The following is a 24,229-nucleotide window of genomic DNA, read 5'->3' on the forward strand; positions in this document are numbered from 1 at the left end:
ATACTTTTGCAATTCACATGATTTAATCCAAGCTAAGCCAAAAAAAATCTCAAACGTTAAAGTAATCACTTTAACGCTTGAGACTTTTTTATTTTATAGATTACTTTAATTTAGAAATAGCTTCATTTAACAATGACTCAATTTTATCTTGTTCATCTTTTAAGGGGTTAAATTCAAATTTTTCGTTATTAATAAATACAGTGGGTATCCCTTTAATACCGCGTTCAAATGTTTCTTCATTGATTGCTAAAGAGCGTTCATCTGCATCTTTTTGAGGTGTTAAATTAAATTCATTTGCCATTTTATCTTCAACAGTGGCAAAACTTACTTTCCATTGATCTTGTGTATCGTATAATTGGCGAATAATTGCTAATGTTTCTTCAGGATTGTCATAATTTAAATGAATGTTTGCAACCGTTCCTTTTAATAATGCTTGTTTTGTTTTATCAAAATGTTTAACGACATGTTGCACTTCACCTGACTCAATATAAGGTGTGAGTGCATGATCTGCTGCTTTAAAATAGTTCTTGCAGAACGGACATGCAAAATTGATAAACGACTCAATTGTTATTGGCGCATTTTTCGAACCAAATGTTAGATGTTTAACTTCTGTCATAATTAATCCCTCCACTTTATCTATAATACTATTGAAACATGACACATTACATATTGCACTCATTTAGTCTTAGTATTTTAGTAAGGATTAACAATCATTGTTGTTTCTTATGATTTGAATTTGTATTCAATCAAAAAACTATATTATTAAATTCTAAATGGTAAAATATAGATACACATAAATTTTTAAGGGGGAATTCTTATGAATGATTCAGTGAAATTACTAAAATCACTAACGGATGTCGATGGCATTGCTGGACACGAAATGGCAGTCAAAGCATTAATGAACGATTATTTAACACCCGTAAGCGATGAAATTATCGAAGACAATCTTGGTGGTATTTTTGGTAAAAAATCAGCCACTAATGGAGATAAAACATTAATGGTTGCAGGTCATCTAGACGAAGTTGGTTTTATCGTTACTAAAATTGATAACAATGGTTTCTTAAAATTCACACCCATTGGCGGTTGGTGGAACCAGGTCATGCTTTCGCAAAAGGTAACGATTACAACAGATGAAGGTAAAAAAATCAGAGGTATCATCGGTTCAAAACCCCCTCACGTATTATCACCAGAGGAACGTAAAAAAACAATTGATATGAAAGAAATGTTTATTGATATTGGTGTTAAGAGTAAAAAAGAGGCAGAACAATTTGGCATCGAAATCGGTAATATGGTGACGCCATACAGTGAATTCGAAACATTGGCTAATCAAAAATACTTAACTGCTAAAGCATTTGATAACCGCTATGGCTGTGCACTTGCCATAGATGTATTACAAAATTTAAAGAATGAAGCGATAGATATCAACTTGGTGGCTGGCGCAAATGTACAAGAAGAAGTCGGTCTGCGTGGCGCCAAAGTTGCTGCCAATAAAATCAAACCTGATTTGGCAATTGCCGTTGATGTTGCCATTGCTTATGATACGCCAGGTATGTCAGGTCAAGTCAGTGATACGGCTATTGGTAATGGACCGGTTGTGATTATTATGGACGCATCCAACATTGGTCATGTTGGTTTCACAAAACATATTAAAGACGTGGCTAAAAAACATAATATTACTGTTCAATTAGATACCACTGCTGGTGGCGGTACTGATGCCGGCAGCATTCATGTCGCTAATGAAGGCACACCAACCGTCTCTATCGGGGTTGCATTGCGTTACATGCATTCTAATGTGTCCGTTTTACACACAGATGATTATAAAAATTCGGTAGCGCTTGTAACTGAGATTGTAAAATCATTAAATAATGATGTTGTCGATCAAATTATCTGGTAATATTCGCTAACCTAGTTATAAATTAAAATCCACACAGAGACTGAGTTAATCAGTTACTGTGTGGATTTTATTACATTTCACATTCGTTCATAAAAACAGCTACCAAATTATTTCGTTGTATTTTTCCAACTATCATCACTTAACATTTCTCCTGGCCATGTATACGCCATAACACCACCATCTATTGTGATAGACTCACCCGTTATAAATGAACTGTCATCAGACGCAAGGAAGGCTACAAGTTTGCCAACTTCTTCAGGTGTTCCTAATCTACCTAATGGTGTAACCCATTTTTGATTATCTCTAAATGCTTTACCCGCTTCATCTTCAGCCGTACCTGTTAATTTATCTACAAGTGGTGTTTCAATCGTACCTGGTGAAATAGCATTTGCTCTAATATTTTCACGACCATATTCAATCGCAGTCGAACGCGTGAAATTAATGACCCCACCTTTGGCTGCATTATAACCTGAACGATTTAAATCTGCAGCTAATCCAGAAAATGATGCCGTATTGATAATCGAACCGCCCTCATCCATCATAAGCGGTAGTAAAAACTTAGTCATTAAAAATGTACCTCTTAAATCAACACCTAATATCTTATCGAATACTTCAACTGGATATTCATGAATACGCCCCGCCGCATTATCAACACCAGCGTTATTAAAGAGCACATCTATTTTTCCATGCTTTTCTTTAATTGCTTGAGCAAAGCGTTCAACTGCGTGCGCATCGGACACATCTACGATATAACCTGAAGCTGTATTGCCTGCATTATTGATTTCTTTGACAGTGTCATGCACTTTTTCTGAAATATCCACTGCCAATACATGCGCACCTTCATTCGCTAATACTTTTGCTGAGGCAGCACCAATACCTGTACTTGCACCTGTCAAAATAGCGATTTTGTTATTTAATCTTCCCATCATTCATCACTTCTCCTATCTAAAAAATGTATTTCCAGTTCTGTAAAAACGTTTTTTTACATAATTCCCTTTTTCTAGAAAATTGAAACTTGATTACGCTTTTTGATACTTTTTTACATGCATATGTGTAAATTTTTTCTTAAGCACATATTTATTTTCAGAATATTTGTTCAATTAAAAAGATTATTCTGATATACTTTCGATAACTTAATTAGGAGGTAGTACATATGACTTCAAATACAAAGCATAAACCGACACTCGTATATAGATTTTTAAATATTGTAGAAAAAGTTGGTAATAAACTACCTGATCCAAGTATTTTATTTTTCTTGATGTGCTTAGGACTTGCTATTATCACATGGATTGTTTCACTATTTCACATCACCGTAAAACACCCTGGTACTGGAGATACAATTGCTATTAAGAGTATTTTAAGTAAAGACGGTCTAATGATGATATTAAATGATGCTGTGAAGAATTTTTCTGAATTCCCAGCTCTAGGTCTCGTATTAGCTGTTATGCTTGGTGTAGGTGTCGCTGAAAAAACAGGTTATTTTGACAAATTAATGGTTCAAATTGTACATAAAGCACCTAAAAAATTTATCGTTCCAGTCATCATACTTATTGGAATCTTAGGTAATGCAGCTGGTGATGCTGCACCTATCGTTTTACCCCCGTTAACTGCCATGGTATTTATTAAATTGGGATATCACCCTATTGCAGGATTAGCGATGGCATACGCATCAGCCATTGGTGGGTTTTCAGCAAATATCATGATCGGTATGTCAGATGCCTTATTATATGCATTTACTGAACCTGCGACTAAAATTGTTTCTGACAATGTTCATGTCAATGTGGCCATGAATTGGTATTTTATTGCTGCAAGTGTACTTGTTTTACTCCCCGCCGTTTATTGGGTAACTATGCGCTTTGTTATTCCAAGATTAGGTTCATACGACGACTCAAATTCTGATATTCAAGTTGATGATGAAAATACTGGACTGACAACAGAAGAAAATCGCGCTGTATTTTGGGCAAATATAAGTTTTTTCATCATGATTGCGTTACTTATTATTTTAGCTATACCTCAAGGCAGTTTTTTAAGAAATGCTAAAACAGGTAGCTTACTTAACGATGCCCCTATTATTAATGGCGTTGGGCTAATTATCCTTGTTTTATTCTTAGTACCTGGTTTAGTTTATGGTTTAATGATGAAGGAATTTAAAAACTCTAAAGATTTAGGTAAAATGTTAGCTGATTCTATGTCGTCGATGGGTTCATTTATCGTCATCGTATTTTTTGCAGCACAACTACTAGCATTTTTAGAATGGAGTAATTTAGGCGTTATCGTTGCTGTTAAGGGAGCCGCCTTATTACAAGGTCAAAATGGCATCATACTTATCTTAGGCATTATTTTGTTAAGCGTAATCATCAATTTATTGATTGGTAGCGCTTCTGCCAAATGGGGCATTTTAGCACCTATTTTTATACCTATGCTCATGCTTGTAGGTTTCCATCCTGCTTTCACACAAATGCTTTATCGCATCGGAGATTCAATAAGTAATCCGATTACACCGATGATGCCCTACCTACCACTGTTATTATCATATGCACAAAAATATGATAATAACATGAAGTTAGGCTCATTATTATCGAGTCTAATGCCTTATACAATTGTGTTAAGTATCGTATGGCCTTTATTTATGATTATCTGGTATTTATTAGGTTGGCCATTAGGTCCAGGCGGTCCTTTACAGGTTAAATAAACAATTATAACCAAGCATACAAGTAGCGATGTTACTGTATGCTTGGTTTTTTTCATCATTATCATTCAAACAATTGACTTATTTGTATTTACATTGGACAATATGAAAATTTTTAATCACAAATTTTATTTTTTAATGTAATATATAGGAAAGAACAGGGTAAACAAAATAGAGCATATGATAGAACCTCATTTTTTACATAGGAGGCAAACATGGAACGTATAGGATTAATTGATATCGGTTCAAATACAATCAGGTTAGTTATTTTCGAATTTGATAAAAAAACAGGTCTAAACGAATTATTGAACATTAAAACACCAGCAAGGCTAAGCCAATATTTAACAAAAGATTTGGCGATGAACAACGAAGGTATTGAAGTATTAACTAAGACATTAAGCAGTTTTAAAACTGTAGCAGATAAGTTTGAAGTAACTGAATTACATCCCATTGCTACAGCGGCAATTAGACAATCAACAAACAGAGACAAAATTATTGAAAACATCAAAAAAGAACTGAATATAAAAATCAAGTTAATACCTGAAGAAGAAGAAGCATTTTATGGTTTTTATGCCATTACTCATACCACAGACATCCAAGATGGTGTTTCTGTCGACATCGGTGGCGGTTCTACAGAAGTTACACTTTTTAAAGACAAAAAGTTAATAGAAGCACACAGTTTTCCATTTGGTGTCGTCACTTTACAGCGTAAATTCTTTGACGGTAAAGATCATAATGATAAATCTTCAATCAAAGATATGGAGAAATTTTTATCTAAACAATTTGATCAACTCGCTTGGTTAAAAGACCAAGAAGTCGCTTTAGTTGGGATAGGCGGTTCAGCTCGTAATGTTGCACGCATCCATCAATCTGAACATTCATACCCTATTGGCGGTGTCCATAATTATACAATGACGGACGATAATATCGATGAGGTATATTCTATACTTAAAAAAAGTTCTCGTGATGAATTGAAAGACATCGATGGTTTAAGTAGAGATCGTGTAGATATTATACTGCCTGCTGTCTCCGTCTTTAAAGTACTGTTTAATAAAATAGAAGCTTCGCAGTTTACATTTTCTCGTAAAGGTTTACGCGAAGGCTATGCCATGAATATTATTAGTGAGCGTTATCCAACAGAATTTAAAAAAGAAAACATTAGAAAAGATGCCCTTTTCCACTTAGCTAATGAATATGGCATAGAGGAATCGAGCGCAAATCAACGTGTTAAATTGGCACAGTCTTTATTAAAACAACTTATCAATTTAGATAAAATTGAGGTATCAGATGACGAAAAAACATTATTTGCCGAGGGTGCTTACCTGTATTACTTAGGTAGATTTATTGATTCAGATTCTAGTTCACCGCACACATATTATATTATTGCTAACTCTATGATTGATGGTTTCAAACATGAGGACCGCGTTAAATTAGCATTGCTTGCAAGTTTTAAAAATAAATCACTGTTAAAATTCTTTAGTCATGAGACGGAATGGCTACGTGGTAAAGAATTGGATAATGTTCAATCACTTGGTGGCATTATAAAATTTGTTAATGCGCTCAACATCTCTCATACAAGTGCTGTTGAGTCGATAGATTTAAAAGAAAAAGATGGCGAGTATACATTATACGTTTACTATAATGGTGCACCAATTGCTGAAGAATATCAGTCACTTCGTCAAAAAAAACATATTGAGAAAATTTTAAAAGAAAACCTTTCTATTATCTTTACAAAATCTTAAAATTCATATGATACGGTATACGTAGCAAAATATGTATTTTAGACTACAACGAGGTGTATAAAGCGTTATGCATAGAAATTTGGGAGATAAAGACTTAAATTTACCGCAATATTATAATAATAGAGAGCTTAGTTGGTTAGATTTTAACTACCGTGTATTACAAGAAGCACAAGATAAGAACAACCCACTATTAGAACAACTTAACTTTATCTCTATATTTAGTTCGAATTTAGATGAATTCTTTATGGTTCGCGTAGCGGGCTTACAAGATCAAGTCAAAATGGGATACGATAAACCTGAAAACAAAGCACAATTAACACCTAAGCAACAACTCGTTCAAATTAAGCTAAAGAACAAGGAAATTGTTGATTTACAATACAAGCGTTATAACGAATTAATTGATGACTTAAAACAATATCAAGTAGAAATCATAAAACCAGAACAACTACCTGACGATTTATTGCCTCAACTTGAATCAGAATTTAAGTATGGCATCTTGCCAACACTAACGCCCTTAGGGATTGATGCTTATCATCCTTTCCCTAAATTAAATAATAAAAGCTTGAATATTTTTGTAGATATCGATACAGAAGATGATATTAATTCTGCTATCGTTCAAATACCTTCACTTATTTCTCGATTTTATTCATTTAACAAAGGTGATAAACAATATATCATTTTGATTGAAGATATTATCACCTACTTCATTAACGACTTATTTTCAGGATATACGGTCTTGAACACATTTACGTTTAGAATCACACGTAATGCTGACTTAACTATTCATGAAGATGGCGCAGAAGATTTATTAATAGAAATTGAGCGCTTCTTAAAAGAGCGTAAACGTGGTACTGCTGTACGTTTAGAAGTAGATGGCCGACAAGCGACACATGAGGATATTGTGTGGATTATCAACCAACTAGATGTGCACGATAATGACGTCTATTTTGTAGATGGGCCTCTCGATTTAACCATGTTGACTGATTTAGTTGACCACCTATCCAATAAGCTGAAATATTTGAAATATAATAAATATGTCCCACAAATACCTCAATCTCTAGGAAATCACAATATTTTTGATTTATCTTTAAAAAGAGATATCTTCTTCCACCACCCATATGAATCATTTGAACCTATTGTTGATTTTATACGGGAAGCAGCTGAAGATCCAAATACTATTGCAATAAAACAAACACTCTATCGTGTAAGTAAGGATTCTCCTATTATTAATAGTTTGAAAAATGCAGCTGAAAATGGCAAACAAGTCACTGTGCTTGTCGAATTAAAAGCACGTTTTGATGAGGAAAACAACGTACATTGGGCAAGAATGTTGGAAGAAGCAGGTTGTCATGTTATTTATGGTATGACACATTTGAAAACACATAGTAAAATTGCACTCGTTGTTAAGCGAATGAATAATAAATTAACTTCATTCATTCATTTAGGTACTGGTAACTATAATGATAAAACAGCGAATATTTATACCGATATGGGACTGATTACAACGAATGCTGAAATTGCTGAAGATGCGATTAATTTCTTCAATTATTTAAGTGGCTATTCAGTAAAACCTGAATATAACAAATTGATTGTCGCACCTTTCGATATTCGTGATGTCTTTTTAGCTAGAATAGATAACGAAATCAAATCACATCGTGAAAATGGTAACGGTAAGATTATCATGAAAATGAACTCATTAACGGATAAAGATATCATTCTTAAATTGTTTGAAGCATCCTGTGCAGGAGTAAAAGTTCAATTGATCATTCGTGGTATTTGTTGTCTCAAGCCAGGTGTTCCAGGAATCAGTGAAAACATTGAAGTCGTAAGTATCGTTGGTAGATTCCTAGAACATTCACGCATCTATCATTTCCATAATAATGGCGACGACATCATATATCTTTCTTCCGCCGATGCAATGACTAGAAATATGATTAAACGTGTAGAAATTTTATTCCCAGTTGAAGATAAAAATATTGCGAAACGTTTATTAGATTATATGAACTTACAACTCTCAGATAACCAAAAAGGACGTTACCAAGATGAATTAGGTCAATATCATTATATTGAAAATAATTTATCACCTTTAAATTCTCAAGCATTTCTAATGAAAGAAGCTATGGATTATGGCCAACAATTAAAAGAGGATAATACACGCCCACAAGTTATGTCTGTTAACGAGCGTAAAGGCTGGTTTACTAAAATACGTAAGCAATTCAGAAAGTAATTTGTTAGTAAGATAGCTTAGACAAAGCAGTCATTTTAACTAGTCCACAAAGAGTCAGGAACATTCAAAGTTGTTCCTGACTCTTTTTTATTTATATTTCATCAATCATTTTTCTAACTTACAATTAAAATAAGCAATCATGCTAATTTGTAAAAATATTATCGTTCACTCTGTGTAAACCCATTTTTGAATCGAGTCAATGGTTCTAACTACAATAACCAATATCATCATATTATATCGGCGAATCAGGCGATTTCATCTATTTTTTGCTATAATTAATGTAGCGTGAAATTTATATTTCGTACTGTTATTAAAATGATACGGAGGTATTAATATGAACGATTTAGCAACACTTAAACAAGATTTCCCTCTCATAGATAGTATGCAAAATTATAAGCCTATTTTTTGGGAAAACCCAAATTTTCGTAAACCAGCGTCATTAACATTTACTTTAAAAGATATGGAAGATGCTGCGCAACGACTTGAACGATTTAGTAGTTACATAAGCACTGTATTCCCAGAAACTGAAAATAATCATGGCCTTATTGAATCACCTTTAAAACACATACCTTTTATGCAAAATACTTTGACAAACATAGAGTCCTTACCCATTGAAGGTAAGCTATGGCTAAAATGTGATAGTCACCTCGCTATATCTGGATCAATTAAGGCGCGCGGTGGTATCTATGAAGTACTTAAATTAGCTGAAACGATAGCGATGCAAGATGGCGATTTAAAAGAGACAGCTGATTATCGTATACTGGCTGAGCAAAAATATCAAGATCTGTTTAGTAAATATAATGTTGCCGTTGGTTCAACCGGTAATTTAGGATTAAGTATCGGTATTATGAGTGCAAAACTGGGCTTTAAAGTGACGGTTCATATGTCTACAGATGCACGTCAGTGGAAGAAAGATCTTTTGAGGTCACGTGGTGTGGAAGTCATAGAACATCAGTCAGATTATCAGTACGCTGTAGCAGAAGGAAGAAAACATGCTGAAAACGATCCTACCTGTCATTTTGTGGATGACGAAGGTTCATCTGACTTGTTTTTAGGATATACAGTCGCTGCATTAAGATTAAAAGCACAATTAGCTGCTGAAAATATACAAATAGATGCTGAACACCCTCTATTTGTCTACATACCTTGTGGTGTCGGTGGTGGCCCAGGAGGAGTGACATTCGGTCTAAAACAAGTCTTTGGAGAACATGTTTATTGTATTTTTACTGAACCAACACATGCCCCTTGTATGCTATTAGGTATGATGACGCAATTACACGATAAAATTTCAGTTAAGGATATTGGCATTGATGGAAACACAGACGCGGATGGTTTAGCAGTTGCGCGTCCATCTCGCTTAGTCGGGCAAATTATGAATACGTTACTCTATGGTATACAGACCGTATCTGATAGCGAAATGTATCGTTATCTATATCTTTTAAGTGAAAAAGAAGATATCTTTATTGAGCCCTCTGCCGCGTCAGGGTTTGCTGGCATTAAATCAGCAATAACATTAGCCAAACAACAGGGTATCCAAATGAATCAAGCAAATCATATTGTATGGGCAACTGGTGGTAATATGGTGCCTAAAGAAGAAATGCTAAAATATGTTAATCATGGTAAATCTTGCTTATAGTATTAATCCCTTGCACTTTTTTAAATGCAAGGGCAATTTTATACCGCTTAACCAAAAACATTTTCAGAATATTTATTGAATTCTAAAAATAAATGTGTTAAAGTATTCTTTATCAATTTACTTTAGTTCGGTAGAGAAACAAAGTATATGCAAAGGATGGTTTTAATATGGATGCAGCAACAATCATTAATAACAAAGAAAAAGAACTTAACTTTTTAAAGCATTTTCAACAAGCTGACTTTAACTTAGTAGATTTTAGCTTTATTGAATCTCTAGCTTGGCAAACATTGAATAAAGATGATTTACAGCAAATGACTGAAAGAAGTTTCTGGCAACATGACCATCATATCTTTGCATTACGTAATGATTTCACCGACCAATTATTGCGTTATTACAGTAATTATCCTCCGCGTCATCAAAAAGTAGTTTATGCGGGACCGATTGTTCGTGATAACCATGTCTATACGCAATTGGGTATCGAACATTACAACCCTACCATAACGGATATGCAAGAAGATTTTATGACGTTTTATAAATATATACAACAATATCTTAATGACGATATCGATTTTGTCATTTTAGGACATTATCAACTTATCGATTTACTGTTAACTACTAAAGAACAAACAACAACGATTTTAAAATTAGTACAAGAGCGTAATATTTCAGAACTTTCATCCGAACTTGGCACTTCTCATCCGCTTGTTCAATTATTGACAACAAAAACAACGGATCAATTAGATTTACTTAGTCAACTCTTTCCTTACGATCATCGTACAATACAAGCTTTGCGCCGTTGGGAACAGTGGTTTAAGTCATTAAATGTAAAAGATATACATTTAGATATCACACCACAACCGCCTCGTTCATATTACAAAGGTGCATTTTTAAAATGTTATCTAAAAAATGATAAAAACCACCAACTTACTGGAGGTTTCTACAAAGGTGAATTAGATGGTTTTGGATTAGGTTTTATATTATAAATAAAAGGAGTTCTTATTATGCTTACAGTAGCTATAGCCAAAGGTCGATTATTAAAAAGCTTTATTACTTATTTAAAACAAGCTAATGAACAAGAACTAGTAGATGCATTAGAAAAACGAGAACGTCAATTATTAATTTCTGTAGGATCTATTCAAATCGTATTAGTTAAAGGTAGCGATGTCCCTATTTATGTAGAACAAGGTGTAGCTGATGTCGGGATTGTTGGTAGTGATATTTTAGAAGAAGGAAATTATACAATTAATAATTTGGTAGATTTACCATTTGGAGATTGTCATTTTGCTTTAGCTGCTAAACCAGAAACTTCTTCTTTCAATAAAATTGCTACGTCGTATGTAAAAACTGCACGTGCCTACTTCGAAGCACAAGGTATAGATGTAGAATTGGTAAAACTATCAGGTTCTATTGAATTAGCTTGTCTCGTAGAAATGGTGGATGGAATAGTAGATATTGTGCAGACTGGTACAACACTAAAATCAAATGGCTTAGTTGAAAAAGATACGATTAAACCCATTAACGCGAAACTTATCACAAATAAACAATCCTATTTTAAAAAATCATCTGAAATTGATGCTTTTTTATCAACACTGGAGGTGTCACTCATTGATCATAGATAAAACGCTATTTTTGAAAAAGTATTTAAACCAATCTTCCTTAAATGAAGACCTATACCCCATCGTAAAGGATATTTGCGAAAACGTCAGACTTCACGGAGATGATGCCCTCAGAAATTATAATCAACAGTTTGATCAGGTAGAGACTTGCAATTTAGAAGTCGCTTACCAAACTTTAGAAAATGCCTATAATCGCCTAGACAGTGATTTACGTGAGGCCTTACAACAAAGTCACGCGCGTATTCAATCTTACCAAGAATCCATTAAATGGACTAAGCAACAAGGCACATCAGATTGTTATGAATTGTACCATCCTTTAGAACGTGTTGGCGTATATGTACCAGGTGGTAAAGCCAGTTACCCATCAACCGTCTTAATGACAGTAACACTGGCAAAGGTAGCTGGTGTAAAAAATATATCTGTAGTCACGCCCCCACAACTAAATGGTATACCAGATATCGTATTAGCCGCCTGTTATATCGCAGGTGTCGATAACGTTTATCAAGTTGGAGGTGCTCAAAGTATTGCTGCCCTAGCTTACGGTACAGAAACATTGCCAAAAGTTGATAAAATTGTAGGACCTGGTAACCAATTTGTTGCCTATGCTAAGAAATACCTCTTTGGTCAAGTAGGAATTGATCAAATCGCGGGCCCTAGTGAAATTGCATTAATTATTGATGACTCTGCTGATTTAGACGCCATCGCATATGATGTATTTGCACAAGCAGAGCACGATGAACTTGCAAGAACTTTTGTCATTAGTGAAGATGAAGCATTATTAAAACAACTTGAACAAAAAATACAGCACATACTTCCTCAAATTGAACGTCAATCAATCGTTCAAGCAAGTTTAAATGATAACCATTTTTTGATACATGTGAATAACTTTAGCGAAGCGTGTGATTTAATGAATCAAATTGCACCCGAACATGCTTCAATACAAACAGTTTCGCCACATGATTATCTAAATCATGTCCGTTACGTCGGCGCACTATTCTTAGGTTATTATTCACCCGAAGTTATTGGTGACTATGTCGCTGGCCCAAGTCACGTACTGCCAACCAATCAAACAGCTCGATTTACCAATGGTCTATCTGTTAATGATTTTTTAACACGTCATTCAGTGATAGATTTATCAAAAGATACATTCGATACCGTAGAACTGACTGCGCGTAAATTAGCCCATGTTGAACAATTATATAATCACGAACAATCCATAGAAATTAGAACATCAAAGGAGTTTAACGATGATAAGAATTAACAAAAATGAAAGCCCACTTCGCCCTTTAACAGAAGCACAACTCACATCGATTATACATCATGCTTCATTTAACTTTTATCCAGATGAAGAATATGAACGATTTAAGGCAGGTTATGCGCGTTATTATAATCTATCACCAGACCAAATTATTGCAGGTAATGGTTCTGATGAATTAATTCAAAAATTAATGCTTATCATGCCAGAAGGTCCAGCATTAGCACTTAATCCAGATTTCTTTATGTACCAAGCCTATGCCGACCAAGTTCATCGACCAATAGCGTTTGTAAATGCAGATAACGACTTAACATTTAATCTAGAAAATATATTAAGTCGCATTGAAGCAGTGCAACCCGCATTCTTTATTATGAGTAATCCACACAATCCATCTGGCAAGCAGTATAATCTAACATTTTTAACTGCAATTGCAGATAAAATGAAAAATATTGGTGGTTATTTTGTTATTGATGAAGCTTATTTAGATTTTGGGGATGCCTACACGCTTGAATTGCAACCACATGTTCTTCAAATGCGTACCCTTTCAAAGGCATTTGGTATTGCCGGTTTACGTTTAGGCGTGTTAATTGGAACACCTGAGACGATTCAACTTATACAAAGTATTGAACATCCTTATCCATTAAACACACTCACTTTACACATTGCACTTTTCATGTTTGAACATATTGATAAGACACGCACATTCATTGAACATCAGCGTGCATTAGCTGTTAGATTAAGACAAATGTTCCAAGATAATGTTAGCGATATAATGAAAGTCTTCCCTTCATCAACTAACTTTGTCTTAACAAAAGGATCCGCAGCGCAAAGTCTTGGCCTTTATATTGAAGATCATGGCTTCTTACCTAGACGTTATGACGAACCAAACATGAACGATTATGTAAGATATTCCATCGCCACAGACGACCAGTTAGACCAATTAGAACAGCTCATTAAATCATGGAGGTCACAATATGATATTTCAAAAGAAACGTAAGACTGCAGAAACAGAGTTATCAATCATTTTAGCCGATGACAAACGAACAAGTGAAATTAACACAGGGGTTGGTTTCCTAAATCATATGCTCACACTCTTTACGTTTCATAGTGGGCTGTCAATTATAATTGAAGCAAATGGAGATACCGAAGTAGATGATCATCACGTAACAGAAGATATTGGCATCGTACTAGGTCAGCTATTATTAGACATGATTCGAGAACGCAAATCTTTCCAAAGATATGGTGTGAGTTACATCCCTATGGATGAAACTTTATCTCGTGCTGTAGTTGATATTAGTGGACGCCCTTATTTATCGTTTAATGCCACTTTGAGTAAAGAAAAAGTAGGCACATTTGATAGCGAATTGGTTGAAGAGTTCTTCCGTGCTTTGATCATCAATGCACGTTTAACTACGCATATTGATCTACTTAGAGGCGGCAATACGCATCATGAAATTGAAGCCATATTTAAATCATTTGCCCGTGCATTAAAAATGGCACTTTCAGAAAATGATAATGATAACATCCCTTCATCTAAGGGTGTGATTGAGTGATTGCGATCATTGACTACGGATTAGGTAATGTAAAAAATGTTCAACGCGCAGTTCAGTATTTAGGATACGATGCGATATTGACCGATAAGTATAACGAAATTGCAAATGCTGATGTCGTCATCTTACCCGGTGTAGGTCACTTTAAAGATGCCATGCAAGCAATTAACGAGCGCGGTTTAGCAAATATAATCACATCCATTACGGATAAACCAGTGATTGGTATCTGTCTCGGTATGCAACTATTTTATCGTTGGAGTGCAGAGGGTGATGTCGAAGGGTTAAATATTTTCCCGGGAAATATAATTCCAATACAGTCCCCTTATCCTGTACCGCATTTAGGATGGAATAATCTAATAAGTAAACATCCTTTATTATTACATGATGTTTACTTTGTCCATGCGTATCAAGCTGAAATGTCACAACATGTGGTTGCTTACACAGAATACGGCACAAAAATCCCAGCAATTGTGCAATATCAAAATTATATCGGCATTCAATTCCATCCAGAAAAAAGTGGTGATGATGGATTAGCAATACTTAATCAAGCACTGAAAGGCGGATTTCAAGATGATCAAACTATGGCCAGCAATTGATTTAATCAATGCTACTAGCGTGCGACTTACTGAAGGTAAATACGATTCAGAAGTTAAAATGGCGCGTAGCGCAGAAGAAAGTGTACTTTTCTACAATCAGTATCAGTGTGTAGACCGAATTCATATCGTCGATTTAATTGGTGCAAAAAATCAAGTATCCATCGAGAGTGACTATATCAATCAATTACGCTCACTGACTGATAAACCTATGGAAGTTGGCGGTGGTATTAGAGATAGAAATACCATTGACACTTACTTTAATAATGGTATTGATTATTGTATCATCGGCACCAAAGGTATCGAAGATTTAGCGTGGTTATCGCACATGACACAAGCATTTCCAAATCGTTTATATCTATCCATTGACGCTTACCGTCGACAAGTCAAAATTAATGGCTGGGAAGAAGATGCTGGCCTCGATATCTTTGATTTATTACAACAAGTAGAATCTCTCCCACTCGGTGGTATCATTTACACAGATATTTCTAAAGATGGCAAACTCGAGGGCCCTAATTTCGAAATCACACAACAATTAGTTCAAGCAACTCAAAAACCAATTATTGCTTCTGGTGGTATTCGTCATCAACAAGATTTAGCCCAATTAGAATCCATTGGCGTTCATGCAGCCATTGTTGGCAAAGCTGCACACAACGCTACCTTCTGGGAGGGATTGTCATGATTAAAAAACGCATTATTCCATGCTTAGATGTCAAAGATGGTCGCGTCGTCAAAGGCATTCAATTTAAAGGCTTGCGTGATATTGGCAACCCTGTAGATTTTGCACTTTATTATAATGAACAAGGTGCTGATGAACTTGTTTTCTTAGACATTTCACGTACAGAAGCTGGACATGATCTTGTACTTGATGTTATTTCGGAAACAGCAGAAAAACTTTTCATTCCATTGACAGTTGGCGGTGGTATTTCAACCATTGACGATATCTCTCAATTGTTAAACCACGGTGCAGATAAAGTATCCTTAAATTCAAGTGCACTTAAAAATCCAAGTTTTATAAAGGAAGCCAGCGAAAAATTTGGACGACAATGTATATGTATCGCCATAGATAGCAATTACGATAGCGAACTAAATGATTATTTTTGTTACACACACGGTGGTAAACAGCGAACGGATAAACGCGTTTATGATTGGGTTCAAGAAGTTGAAGCCCTAGGCGCCGGTGAACTTCTCATTACAAGTATGACGCACGATGGTATGAAACAAGGTTTTGATGTCTCACACTTACATGAAATTGAAAAACTTGTGAATATTCCCGTTATCGCTTCTGGTGGTGGCGGAAATCCTGAACATTTCGTTGACTTGTTTAAAGAAACAAACGTTTCAGCGGGACTTGCGGCAAGCATATTACACGATAAAGAAACAACTGTGAATCAAATTAAATCATCAATGAAACGAGGAGGTATTCCAGTAAGATGACTACTCAAGAGCCTGATTTTGACAAAGGACTTATTCCTGTTGTATTACAAGATGTACGTAACAAGCAAGTACTTATGCTAGGATATATGAATGAAACTGCCTATCAAAAAACACTCACTGAGGGGATTGTTACATTTTACTCTCGCTCAAAAGAACGTTTATGGACTAAAGGTGAAACTTCAGGTCACACACAAATAGTGAAACATATCCATCTGGATTGTGATCAAGATACATTGCTTATTGAAGTACTTCCAAACGGACCAACCTGTCATACAGGTAGTCAAAGTTGTTTTAATACGTCCGTACCTTTTAATGTGCAACAACTTGAACAAACAGTTGCAGCAAGTGCGCAGGCAGATAAAAGTAATTCGTATACTCAATATTTATTAAAAGAAGGACTTGAAAAAATAACTAAAAAATTTGGTGAGGAAGCATTTGAGGTGGTGATTGGTGCAATGAAAGGCGACGTTGAAGAGGTGACGAATGAAACCGCCGATGTTATGTATCACCTTTTTGTATTATTACATGCTTTAAATATTAAATTTGAAGATGTTGAAAAAGTACTAGCAAAACGTCATCAAACAGCCAATAATTTTAAAGGCGAACGAAGTGATATTGATCACTGGTAAGCGTCAAAATAAACTAAGCACGTCATAGATATCAAATTATATAAATTCGATGACTATGACGTGCTTAGTTTTTACTTATGCTTTAAAAGTTCTTTTTTAAATAGTTCAGCTTGTTTCTCTACTGAAATTAAATCTGCATAAATTGCTTCATCCATAGAATAATAAATAACATTACCGTTTTGAACAGCTTTATTATTTTTCCAAGTATTTGATTTCACAAAATCATTATTCGGTTTCTTACCATCTTTAGTAGGAAGGAGTAAATAATCTCCCGAATACGTATTGAATTTCTCTTTTGGAACTTTCATAAACTTCTCTTTTGGCATTGCTTGCTTAGCTTCTGGGTCCTCTTTCAACTTAAACCCTTCATATATAGCTTCACTTCCGCGGCCGAATCTAGGGCCAAATTGATAAATATCTTTTGCTTGAATATCCATAATTGAAAAAGTATTATCTTTACCAATTGCTTTCTTAATTTCTTTACCATCTTTAGCTAGTTTTTCTGATAGTTTATCAGCTTGTTTTTTAGCTTTAGCTTCTTTGTTTACTAATTTCCCAATTTCAATATGTGTATCTTTATAGTCCATATCCTGTACTTTAATAGGTACTGTCAGTGCAATTTTAGCTAATTTTTTATTATTCTTGTTCTCTTTATATGTAATAATTAAATCTGGTTTTAATTTTGCCGCCGCTTCAACATTTTCAGGATCAATTTTTTTAACCTTACTCATATCTAAATATTTAGAATCTGGAAATACATTTGTGATAGCGACAGGTTTAACACCTAATTTTTTAAAGTTTCCATAATTAGCGGTTAACACAAGTACTCTTTTTGGATTTTTAGGTATTTTTACTTTACTACCATCATCTGTAGTATAAGTCTTTGTACCTTTGTCATCTTTTGACTCTGAATTTTTCGAACCATTACCGCAAGCTGCTAAAAACAATAACTAACATAACATCAAGCATAAAATTTTTTTCAAAACGATAACCTCTTCTCTTGTTTATTACTACCATTTTAATCGAAAACGATTATCAATTGCAATAGAATAAAATGAACTTTTAAAATAATTAGTTGCTTCTAATTTATAAAAAAATAATTTACCAAATACTTTTATAGTTATATTTTTGCTATTATATATTAAAGGAGTTGTTATTTATATTCAATCAATTTTTAGGTATTGATCATGTTCAGTTAGCTGCACCACCTCACAATGAATCGTTAGCAAAGGCTTTTTATTCTGATAAATTAGGTTTTAAAGAAATAGCAAAACCCTCCAATCTCGCGAAAAATGGTGGCGTTTGGTTTCAAGTTGGTGACCAACAACTACATATTGGTGTTCAAGATGACTTTAAACCAGCAACAAAGGCCCACCCAGCCTTTTTAGTACAGAACGCTTCAGATATACGGAAAGAACTTGAAGCTAAAGAAATTGAAATCATCTATGGTGATGAACTTGAAGGCGCCAATCGTTTTTATATCTATGACCCATTTGGTAACAGAATTGAAATTATAGGATGGTTATGATATTTCAAACTAAAAAACCAGAACGAGACATAATGGTGACTCGCCCTGGTTTTTTTATGTGCACCCATGAGTTGAATACGTGTTATTTATAACAACTACACTTCAAGATACATTAAGTCTTCATCATAATACCTATGACCATCAAAGATTGATTTAGGTTCCCTACCATAACGCTTAAACCCTAATTTTTCATACAAACGAATGGCTTGTGTATTCTCAGATAATACACATAAGCCAATGATTTTCACAACACCAACCACACTAACATCGTTAATGATATGTTGTATCATTTGAGCTGTAATACCTTGACCTCTATATCGGGGATCACAATAGACAGTCACTAAGTTACCTTTATGTTTTACCTTTTCCATTCTCTCACTATAAAATGTAGCGATACAAATAAGCTCCCCACTATCAAACGTGCCTATCGTAAAATGCGTATCATTTAATTTAAGCCGTGCTTTAAATTCATCTTCCGGCAATGACTTTTCACGTTCATATGTTGATACAAATCCCTTTGGATCCGTCTGTAACGATTTTAATCGAATGGCTCGGTACTGTTTTACATCTCTTTCGGTAAGGTATCGCATTTCCATTTTTCTCACTTCTTTCACGAATACATTCAAGCTAAACTATTAGTAAGATGAACAAAATCAAAAAGTCCTGATAAAAATTTCATAGTCTTCGCTCTTATTAAATAACGCGTTAAATGAATCTCATTTGCGTAATACATGAGCTAGCGTTTTTATATTTGTAACTTAGCATGTAGATTACAGTCCATATAAATTAATTTGGCCGAGACACTTCTTATTGATGTCCCGGCCTTCTAATATTTCATTTATGTTTAAACAGGTCTCACTGTCACTTCATTCACATTGACATGGCTTGGTTGCTGTAATGCATAAATTGCTGCTTCTGCAATATCTTTAGGATCTAATTTTTTGCGTGCTCCCCAATCTGTATCTCCACTTAATGGTGTATCAACCATCCCAGGAGAAATACTTGTCACACGTACGCCTGTTTTCGCTAATTCTTTTTCTAGACCTTGTGTAATACTGTGTACAGCTGCTTTGGATGCACTATAAAGCGTGCTTTTTTTAGTAACTTCAAATCCAGAAATTGAGGCAATATTGATAATGTGACCACTAGACTGATTTAGCATAGATGGTAGCACAGCATTAATTGTATATAAGGTACCTTTGATATTCACATCAATCATTGCTTCCCATGCTTCAACGTCACCCTCAGTTATTGCTGATGATAACATTAAGCCAGCACTATTCACTAAAATATCAATCTGACCAAATTTTTCTTTTGTTTTTTCAACTAATTCTGTTACTTCTTCTTTGTGTGTAACATCCACAATACTTGTCTCAACTACTGCTTGTTTATTATCTTGTATACGTTTAGCCACTTCTGCTAAGCGCGACTCATCTCGTCCTGTTAAGACAACTTTGACTCCTTGATTAGCTAATGTTTCGGCTATACTTGCACCGATACCACTACTCGCTCCTGTTACGACTGCCACTTTATCTTGTAATTCAACCATGTATATCTTCCTTTCTATTTATACTTCTCTATATTTATTTAAATATTTCTCTAATTACGATTATTGTATCATGGCGTTTTCATTTTCTTGAAAGTTTTGCTTTTGATTAGCTTGTCAATATCCATATTTCAATATAAAGTGGGTATATAATAAAGTATATATTAATAATGTTTATTGTAGCGTTAAGGGAGGGGCATATATATTATGAATTTTGATGAAAAATTAGAAGCATTAAGAAAATCAATAGATCGAACAAGTTTCCAATTTCATTTTGAAGATTTATTCGACAAAGATGAATGGATTCAAATGCCTATATTAGAACGACAACAATTAGAAAAAACTTTCCGTAAATATGTAGCACAACATAATCACTTACGTATTCCTTATGCATCTGAAGAACATATTCGTATGCGTATGTACAACTCTTTATATGATTTTAATGAAATCAAGCATAATTTTAAAGATTATGTTTAATTGTCATCATTAAATACTATAACTAAAAGCCTATGTTACTGGATGGACAGTAAACATAGGCTTTTTAAAATACTTTAGGGCGTTTCAAATAAATCATGAAAGTTAATACGAGGGAGAAAAACTTTAATAATAATACCCGTTTGCTATATTCATAAATTGTGAATACAACAAAACTTTTTAATTACTTGATGCATACAGTGTATTAATGATTAACTAATAGCGTCTTTTTCAATCCATAGTTGTATAATTTTTCTGCATCAATATAAGCTATATAGTCAATACTTCTGTATCCATCTTTAATATCATTAATAATACCTTGATTTACACCTGTATGAATGTAAATTTCATAGCTGCTTTCATTTGAAAAAATAACCTTTTCAATTACTTCTCTCATATGAATCACTCCGTATTTTTTCTTTCGCAAAGCTTGCGTCATTTATTACATCTTTATCTTAATTCATAAGGATACAAATTGGAAGTGTTTTGTGATTAATTTCACAAATTTATCACTTTTGCCTTTCTCCGGTTAATTTCCTTAGTTTTAAAATTGACAATTTAATCAATACAGCAATTTTAACTTCTGTTAAGATACACGAAGTTTTTAAAATGCCTTATACTGTTCATTTAAAATATCATCTTTCACTCTACGTAGCCCAGAAACAGATAAATTCATCCTATTTAAAATGTCTAATGCCTCATCCACATTGCCATTTTCTACTGCAGTAAGCAGTTGATTTTCTAAATTATAGCGTTGCTCTATTTCTCTTAACGTATAATCAATCTGAGTCTTAGATTCTGCAAGTGACGCCGTACTTGAATGAAAATGGAAATCTATTTTTTCAGTCTCATACACAATATTTCGCTTCTTCAAAAAGCGAATTTCTTCTGTGCTTTTACATGGTGACACAGTGGTATACGTAATAAATATTGCTTTAATATAGACAATTTAGATATTTTAATATTCGTTTGTTGTAGCAGTTCATTACAACGTCGTTCATTAGGTCGCTGTTCCATGTATGGTCCTATAATGTAAATCTGTTTATATTTCTTAAACTTAAATATTAAGAAGTTCACATCGAAAACATTGGTATAATGGTAAATTTTATTACTGCCCATATTGACGATAAAATGTTTCAACTCATCTTTGAATTGTTTACGTGACGTATTTGTAAATGGTGACTTGATATGATTGCTGATCCCTTTTAAGTCATCCATATCATAGCCTTCTAGTTGAATCCCCAATAATTGCAACGCATTCGTCTGTAAAATTTCTAATGTTTCCTCGTTCATAAAAAAAACACCCTCTATTCCTTTATTTTATTATAACTAAAAATAAGGATAAGGTGTGTTTCGAAATTAATTTTATATACATAAATATCAACAAGCATAAACAAAGTTATAGATTATAATAAAACTTTTATATATCTTTCTTGCCAAACTTCAATTTAAAAGGTGCATACAACAATACAAAAATTAATACAAGGCCTAGGTATCCGATTAATGGGTAGAAGATTGCTACTAAATCTGTAAAACCAACAAAACTCAGACATAGACCTACAATAACGGTAACAGCATAGAACAGTTTGAAGCGTTTCGTATCTACGACTGTAAACCTTGTAGCAAACGCATAAAACATACCCAAACCCGTATTAAAGATCATTCCAAAAATAACAATAGCCATAATGACTCCAAGTATTGGTGAAATATGATTCACAATACCTAACATTGGCATTTCCATATTTCCAACAGTATCTATTTGCGTGAATATAGCCAGATGACTCAATACAATCATGACGCCTAACGCGAGTCCACCAACTAGTCCACCAATAGCTGCTACTTTCGTATTCTTCTCTGAACCTCCCATAACAATGGCCATTGATGCACCTACAGCTGTATTAAATGATGCGTAGTTCACACCTGCTACAAACCAATTCGGTAATGTTGAAGGTTTCGCATCAGACAAAGTATTTAACTGTGAAAATGAACTATCCGTTGTCATAAAACTATAAACTGAAATAATAATTATAAAAATGATTAAAAACGGCGTAATATTTCCAATTACTTTTACAACACCTTCAACTTTCAGCATACCCGCGAGAATGATAAGTACAGTCATCAATAGTGTGCCAACGATAGATGGTAAGCCAAACTGCTGATTAAGATTTGAACCTGCACCTGCAATCATGACAACCCCTACACCAAATAATGTGAATATGATGACTAAATCAATCACCCATCCCAATAATTTTCCAAACATTGACTTACCCGTGATACGATGAATGACTTCTTTATGAGAATCAGTTTCAGACTTACTTCCCAGCCAAACTAACATCATTCCAACATATGTAAATAATGCGGTCGTTATCATTGCGCCGAATGTTCCCATCATGCCAAAACTTGTGAAGTATTGGAGCACTTCTTGTCCAGAAGCGAATCCTGCACCAACAATGACGCCAATAAAAGCACTCGCAATCAATAATATCCTTTTCATTTTCCAACCCCCTATAGCGATATAACTACTTCCTTTACAACATACTTCCGTTTATCTCTATACTTTAATCTAGCATCTAAATTATACATTCCAATGCATTTTCAGTATGTTCAGACAATAGTAACTTCTCTATTTTATCATTTTAAAATTAATTCATGTTGTAATTCAATGGTCTCACATTCAAACAAACGGCATTGATATCAACATTATTAAATTTGTTTCATTAAAAAATCGGACAAAAATGATTTTGTCCGAAGCATCTGTTTATCTATTATCTTAGTAAATAACCACCATCTACTGGTAATGATATACCTGTTACATAATCTGAGGCTTCACTAGCTAGAAATATAAGTGGACCCATTAAATTTTCCAGAACACCCCATTCTCCCGATGGTATATGTCCTTTAATTTCTCGCCCTCGAATTGGATCTTCTTCTAGCACTTTCGTCATATCAGTACGGATATAACCAGGAGATAATGCATTTACTTGTATATTGTATGGTGCCAAAGCATCTGTATAGGCGCGCGTAATGCCAACTACGCCATGCTTACTCGCTGCGTAAGGAAAGATATTTTTTCCAGCGCGGTATGACTGCATAGAACCTATATTAATGATTTTACCTGAGCCTTGTTCTGTCATCACTTTAGCCGCTTCGTGAGCCATATAATACGTTGCATTTAAATTAATTTCTATGACATTTTGCCAATCTTCATCTTTATAATCTAAAATATTATTTCTAATTTGAACACCTGCATTATTAACTAATATATCAAGTGATCCCCACGTTCCAACTGCATTTGTGATAACCTTTGCTGCAGAACCCGATTCGGTTAAATCTTGCTGAAGGAAGGATACATTTTTATAATCTAAAATATTATTTCTAATTTGAACACCTGCATTATTAACTAATATATCAAG

General features: G+C 34.2%; 26 protein-coding genes. 16 read left to right on the forward strand and 10 right to left on the reverse strand.

What is annotated here, in order from left to right:
- Nucleotides 1-100 precede the first annotated feature (100 nt).
- Nucleotides 101-616 carry a thioredoxin domain-containing protein gene (locus L987_RS10390; RefSeq protein WP_047504534.1) on the reverse strand — a complete coding sequence of 172 codons (516 nt, stop codon included), beginning with the start codon at nucleotides 614-616 and terminating at the stop codon, nucleotides 101-103.
- A 201-nt stretch (nucleotides 617-817) separates the two neighbouring features.
- On the opposite strand from L987_RS10390, the gene L987_RS10395 reads away from it, so the two are divergent.
- Entirely contained in the window at nucleotides 818-1,894 is a 1,077-nt protein-coding gene (locus L987_RS10395; RefSeq protein WP_047504537.1) for a M42 family metallopeptidase, read from the forward strand.
- A gap of 107 nt (nucleotides 1,895-2,001) precedes the next feature.
- Here L987_RS10395 and L987_RS10400 read toward each other — a convergent pair whose 3' ends face one another.
- A complete protein-coding gene (locus L987_RS10400; protein WP_047504902.1) occupies nucleotides 2,002-2,820 on the reverse strand; it encodes an SDR family oxidoreductase in 819 nt (272 codons plus the stop codon).
- Between the two features lie 227 nt (nucleotides 2,821-3,047).
- Between L987_RS10400 and L987_RS10405 the strand changes: the two genes are divergently transcribed.
- The 13 genes from L987_RS10405 to hisIE all read left to right on the forward strand — a co-directional run bounded on the left by L987_RS10405 (nucleotide 3,048) and on the right by hisIE (nucleotide 17,268).
- Entirely contained in the window at nucleotides 3,048-4,586 is a 1,539-nt protein-coding gene (locus tag L987_RS10405; protein WP_047504540.1) for an AbgT family transporter, read from the forward strand.
- A gap of 212 nt (nucleotides 4,587-4,798) precedes the next feature.
- Complete coding sequence (ppx, locus tag L987_RS10410; protein WP_002482393.1) at nucleotides 4,799-6,325, forward strand: exopolyphosphatase; 1,527 nt, start codon at nucleotides 4,799-4,801, stop codon at nucleotides 6,323-6,325.
- 67 nt (nucleotides 6,326-6,392) lie between these two features.
- Nucleotides 6,393-8,552 (forward strand): RNA degradosome polyphosphate kinase, encoded by a 2,160-nt coding sequence (locus tag L987_RS10415; RefSeq protein ID WP_011302400.1) that lies wholly within the window; start codon nucleotides 6,393-6,395, stop codon nucleotides 8,550-8,552.
- Nucleotides 8,553-8,886: 334 nt separating this feature from the next.
- Entirely contained in the window at nucleotides 8,887-10,188 is a 1,302-nt protein-coding gene (locus tag L987_RS10420; RefSeq protein WP_047504544.1) for a D-serine ammonia-lyase, read from the forward strand.
- Between the two features lie 167 nt (nucleotides 10,189-10,355).
- The gene (locus tag L987_RS10425) at nucleotides 10,356-11,171 is read left to right on the forward strand and encodes an ATP phosphoribosyltransferase regulatory subunit (protein WP_011302398.1); all 816 of its coding nucleotides are present in this window, start codon (nucleotides 10,356-10,358) and stop codon (nucleotides 11,169-11,171) included.
- An 18-nt stretch (nucleotides 11,172-11,189) separates the two neighbouring features.
- Nucleotides 11,190-11,807: an ATP phosphoribosyltransferase gene (gene hisG, locus L987_RS10430; RefSeq protein WP_002482389.1), complete on the forward strand. Its 618-nt coding sequence runs from the start codon at nucleotides 11,190-11,192 to the stop codon at nucleotides 11,805-11,807.
- A complete protein-coding gene (hisD, locus tag L987_RS10435; RefSeq protein WP_225310466.1) occupies nucleotides 11,797-13,065 on the forward strand; it encodes a histidinol dehydrogenase in 1,269 nt (422 codons plus the stop codon). The genes hisG and hisD overlap by 11 nt, the downstream gene beginning before the upstream one ends.
- Complete coding sequence (locus L987_RS10440) at nucleotides 13,052-14,056, forward strand: pyridoxal phosphate-dependent aminotransferase (protein WP_011302396.1); 1,005 nt, start codon at nucleotides 13,052-13,054, stop codon at nucleotides 14,054-14,056. The genes hisD and L987_RS10440 overlap by 14 nt, the downstream gene beginning before the upstream one ends.
- On the forward strand, nucleotides 14,034-14,612 hold the full coding sequence (gene hisB, locus L987_RS10445) for an imidazoleglycerol-phosphate dehydratase HisB (protein ID WP_011302395.1): 579 nt from the start codon (nucleotides 14,034-14,036) through the stop codon (nucleotides 14,610-14,612). The genes L987_RS10440 and hisB overlap by 23 nt, the downstream gene beginning before the upstream one ends.
- A complete protein-coding gene (gene hisH, locus L987_RS10450) occupies nucleotides 14,609-15,205 on the forward strand; it encodes an imidazole glycerol phosphate synthase subunit HisH (protein ID WP_011302394.1) in 597 nt (198 codons plus the stop codon). Before hisB ends, hisH begins: the two co-directional genes overlap by 4 nt.
- Nucleotides 15,180-15,884 carry a 1-(5-phosphoribosyl)-5-((5-phosphoribosylamino)methylideneamino)imidazole-4-carboxamide isomerase gene (gene hisA / locus L987_RS10455; protein ID WP_011302393.1) on the forward strand — a complete coding sequence of 235 codons (705 nt, stop codon included), beginning with the start codon at nucleotides 15,180-15,182 and terminating at the stop codon, nucleotides 15,882-15,884. Before hisH ends, hisA begins: the two co-directional genes overlap by 26 nt.
- On the forward strand, nucleotides 15,881-16,639 hold the full coding sequence (hisF, locus tag L987_RS10460) for an imidazole glycerol phosphate synthase subunit HisF (RefSeq protein WP_002482383.1): 759 nt from the start codon (nucleotides 15,881-15,883) through the stop codon (nucleotides 16,637-16,639). Before hisA ends, hisF begins: the two co-directional genes overlap by 4 nt.
- Nucleotides 16,636-17,268, forward strand: a complete 633-nt coding sequence (hisIE, locus tag L987_RS10465) for a bifunctional phosphoribosyl-AMP cyclohydrolase/phosphoribosyl-ATP diphosphatase HisIE (RefSeq protein WP_011302392.1) — start codon at nucleotides 16,636-16,638, stop codon at nucleotides 17,266-17,268. Before hisF ends, hisIE begins: the two co-directional genes overlap by 4 nt.
- 71 nt (nucleotides 17,269-17,339) lie before the next feature.
- Here hisIE and L987_RS10470 read toward each other — a convergent pair whose 3' ends face one another.
- Nucleotides 17,340-18,215, reverse strand: a complete 876-nt coding sequence (locus L987_RS10470) for an ABC transporter substrate-binding protein (protein ID WP_011302391.1) — start codon at nucleotides 18,213-18,215, stop codon at nucleotides 17,340-17,342.
- Between the two features lie 212 nt (nucleotides 18,216-18,427).
- On the opposite strand from L987_RS10470, the gene L987_RS10475 reads away from it, so the two are divergent.
- Nucleotides 18,428-18,796 (forward strand): VOC family protein, encoded by a 369-nt coding sequence (locus L987_RS10475; protein WP_047504906.1) that lies wholly within the window; start codon nucleotides 18,428-18,430, stop codon nucleotides 18,794-18,796.
- Between the two features lie 95 nt (nucleotides 18,797-18,891).
- On the opposite strand, the gene L987_RS10480 is transcribed toward L987_RS10475, so the two are convergent.
- Nucleotides 18,892-19,392 carry a GNAT family N-acetyltransferase gene (locus L987_RS10480; RefSeq protein ID WP_011302390.1) on the reverse strand — a complete coding sequence of 167 codons (501 nt, stop codon included), beginning with the start codon at nucleotides 19,390-19,392 and terminating at the stop codon, nucleotides 18,892-18,894.
- Nucleotides 19,393-19,640: 248 nt separating this feature from the next.
- A complete protein-coding gene (locus L987_RS10485; RefSeq protein ID WP_002482377.1) occupies nucleotides 19,641-20,345 on the reverse strand; it encodes an SDR family oxidoreductase in 705 nt (234 codons plus the stop codon).
- Nucleotides 20,346-20,549: 204 nt separating this feature from the next.
- Between L987_RS10485 and L987_RS10490 the strand changes: the two genes are divergently transcribed.
- Entirely contained in the window at nucleotides 20,550-20,819 is a 270-nt protein-coding gene (locus L987_RS10490) for a DUF1413 domain-containing protein (protein WP_002482376.1), read from the forward strand.
- A 202-nt stretch (nucleotides 20,820-21,021) separates the two neighbouring features.
- Here the strand turns inward: L987_RS10490 and L987_RS10495 are convergent, their stop codons facing one another.
- The 5 genes from L987_RS10495 to L987_RS10510 all read right to left on the reverse strand — a co-directional run.
- On the reverse strand, nucleotides 21,022-21,213 hold the full coding sequence (locus L987_RS10495) for a hypothetical protein (RefSeq protein ID WP_011302389.1): 192 nt from the start codon (nucleotides 21,211-21,213) through the stop codon (nucleotides 21,022-21,024).
- 207 nt (nucleotides 21,214-21,420) lie between these two features.
- Nucleotides 21,421-21,672 carry a hypothetical protein gene (locus L987_RS14190; RefSeq protein WP_225791774.1) on the reverse strand — a complete coding sequence of 84 codons (252 nt, stop codon included), beginning with the start codon at nucleotides 21,670-21,672 and terminating at the stop codon, nucleotides 21,421-21,423.
- Nucleotides 21,673-21,686: 14 nt separating this feature from the next.
- On the reverse strand, nucleotides 21,687-22,109 hold the full coding sequence (locus tag L987_RS14195; protein WP_225791773.1) for a hypothetical protein: 423 nt from the start codon (nucleotides 22,107-22,109) through the stop codon (nucleotides 21,687-21,689).
- Between the two features lie 127 nt (nucleotides 22,110-22,236).
- Nucleotides 22,237-23,310 (reverse strand): YkvI family membrane protein, encoded by a 1,074-nt coding sequence (locus L987_RS10505; protein WP_011302387.1) that lies wholly within the window; start codon nucleotides 23,308-23,310, stop codon nucleotides 22,237-22,239.
- Between the two features lie 271 nt (nucleotides 23,311-23,581).
- Nucleotides 23,582-24,229 (reverse strand): SDR family oxidoreductase (locus L987_RS10510; RefSeq protein ID WP_081979850.1); only part of this gene is annotated, 648 nt, incomplete at its 5' end.

Source organism: Staphylococcus sp. ZWU0021 (genome assembly GCF_000798895.1).
Classification (GTDB): domain Bacteria; phylum Bacillota; class Bacilli; order Staphylococcales; family Staphylococcaceae; genus Staphylococcus; species Staphylococcus saprophyticus.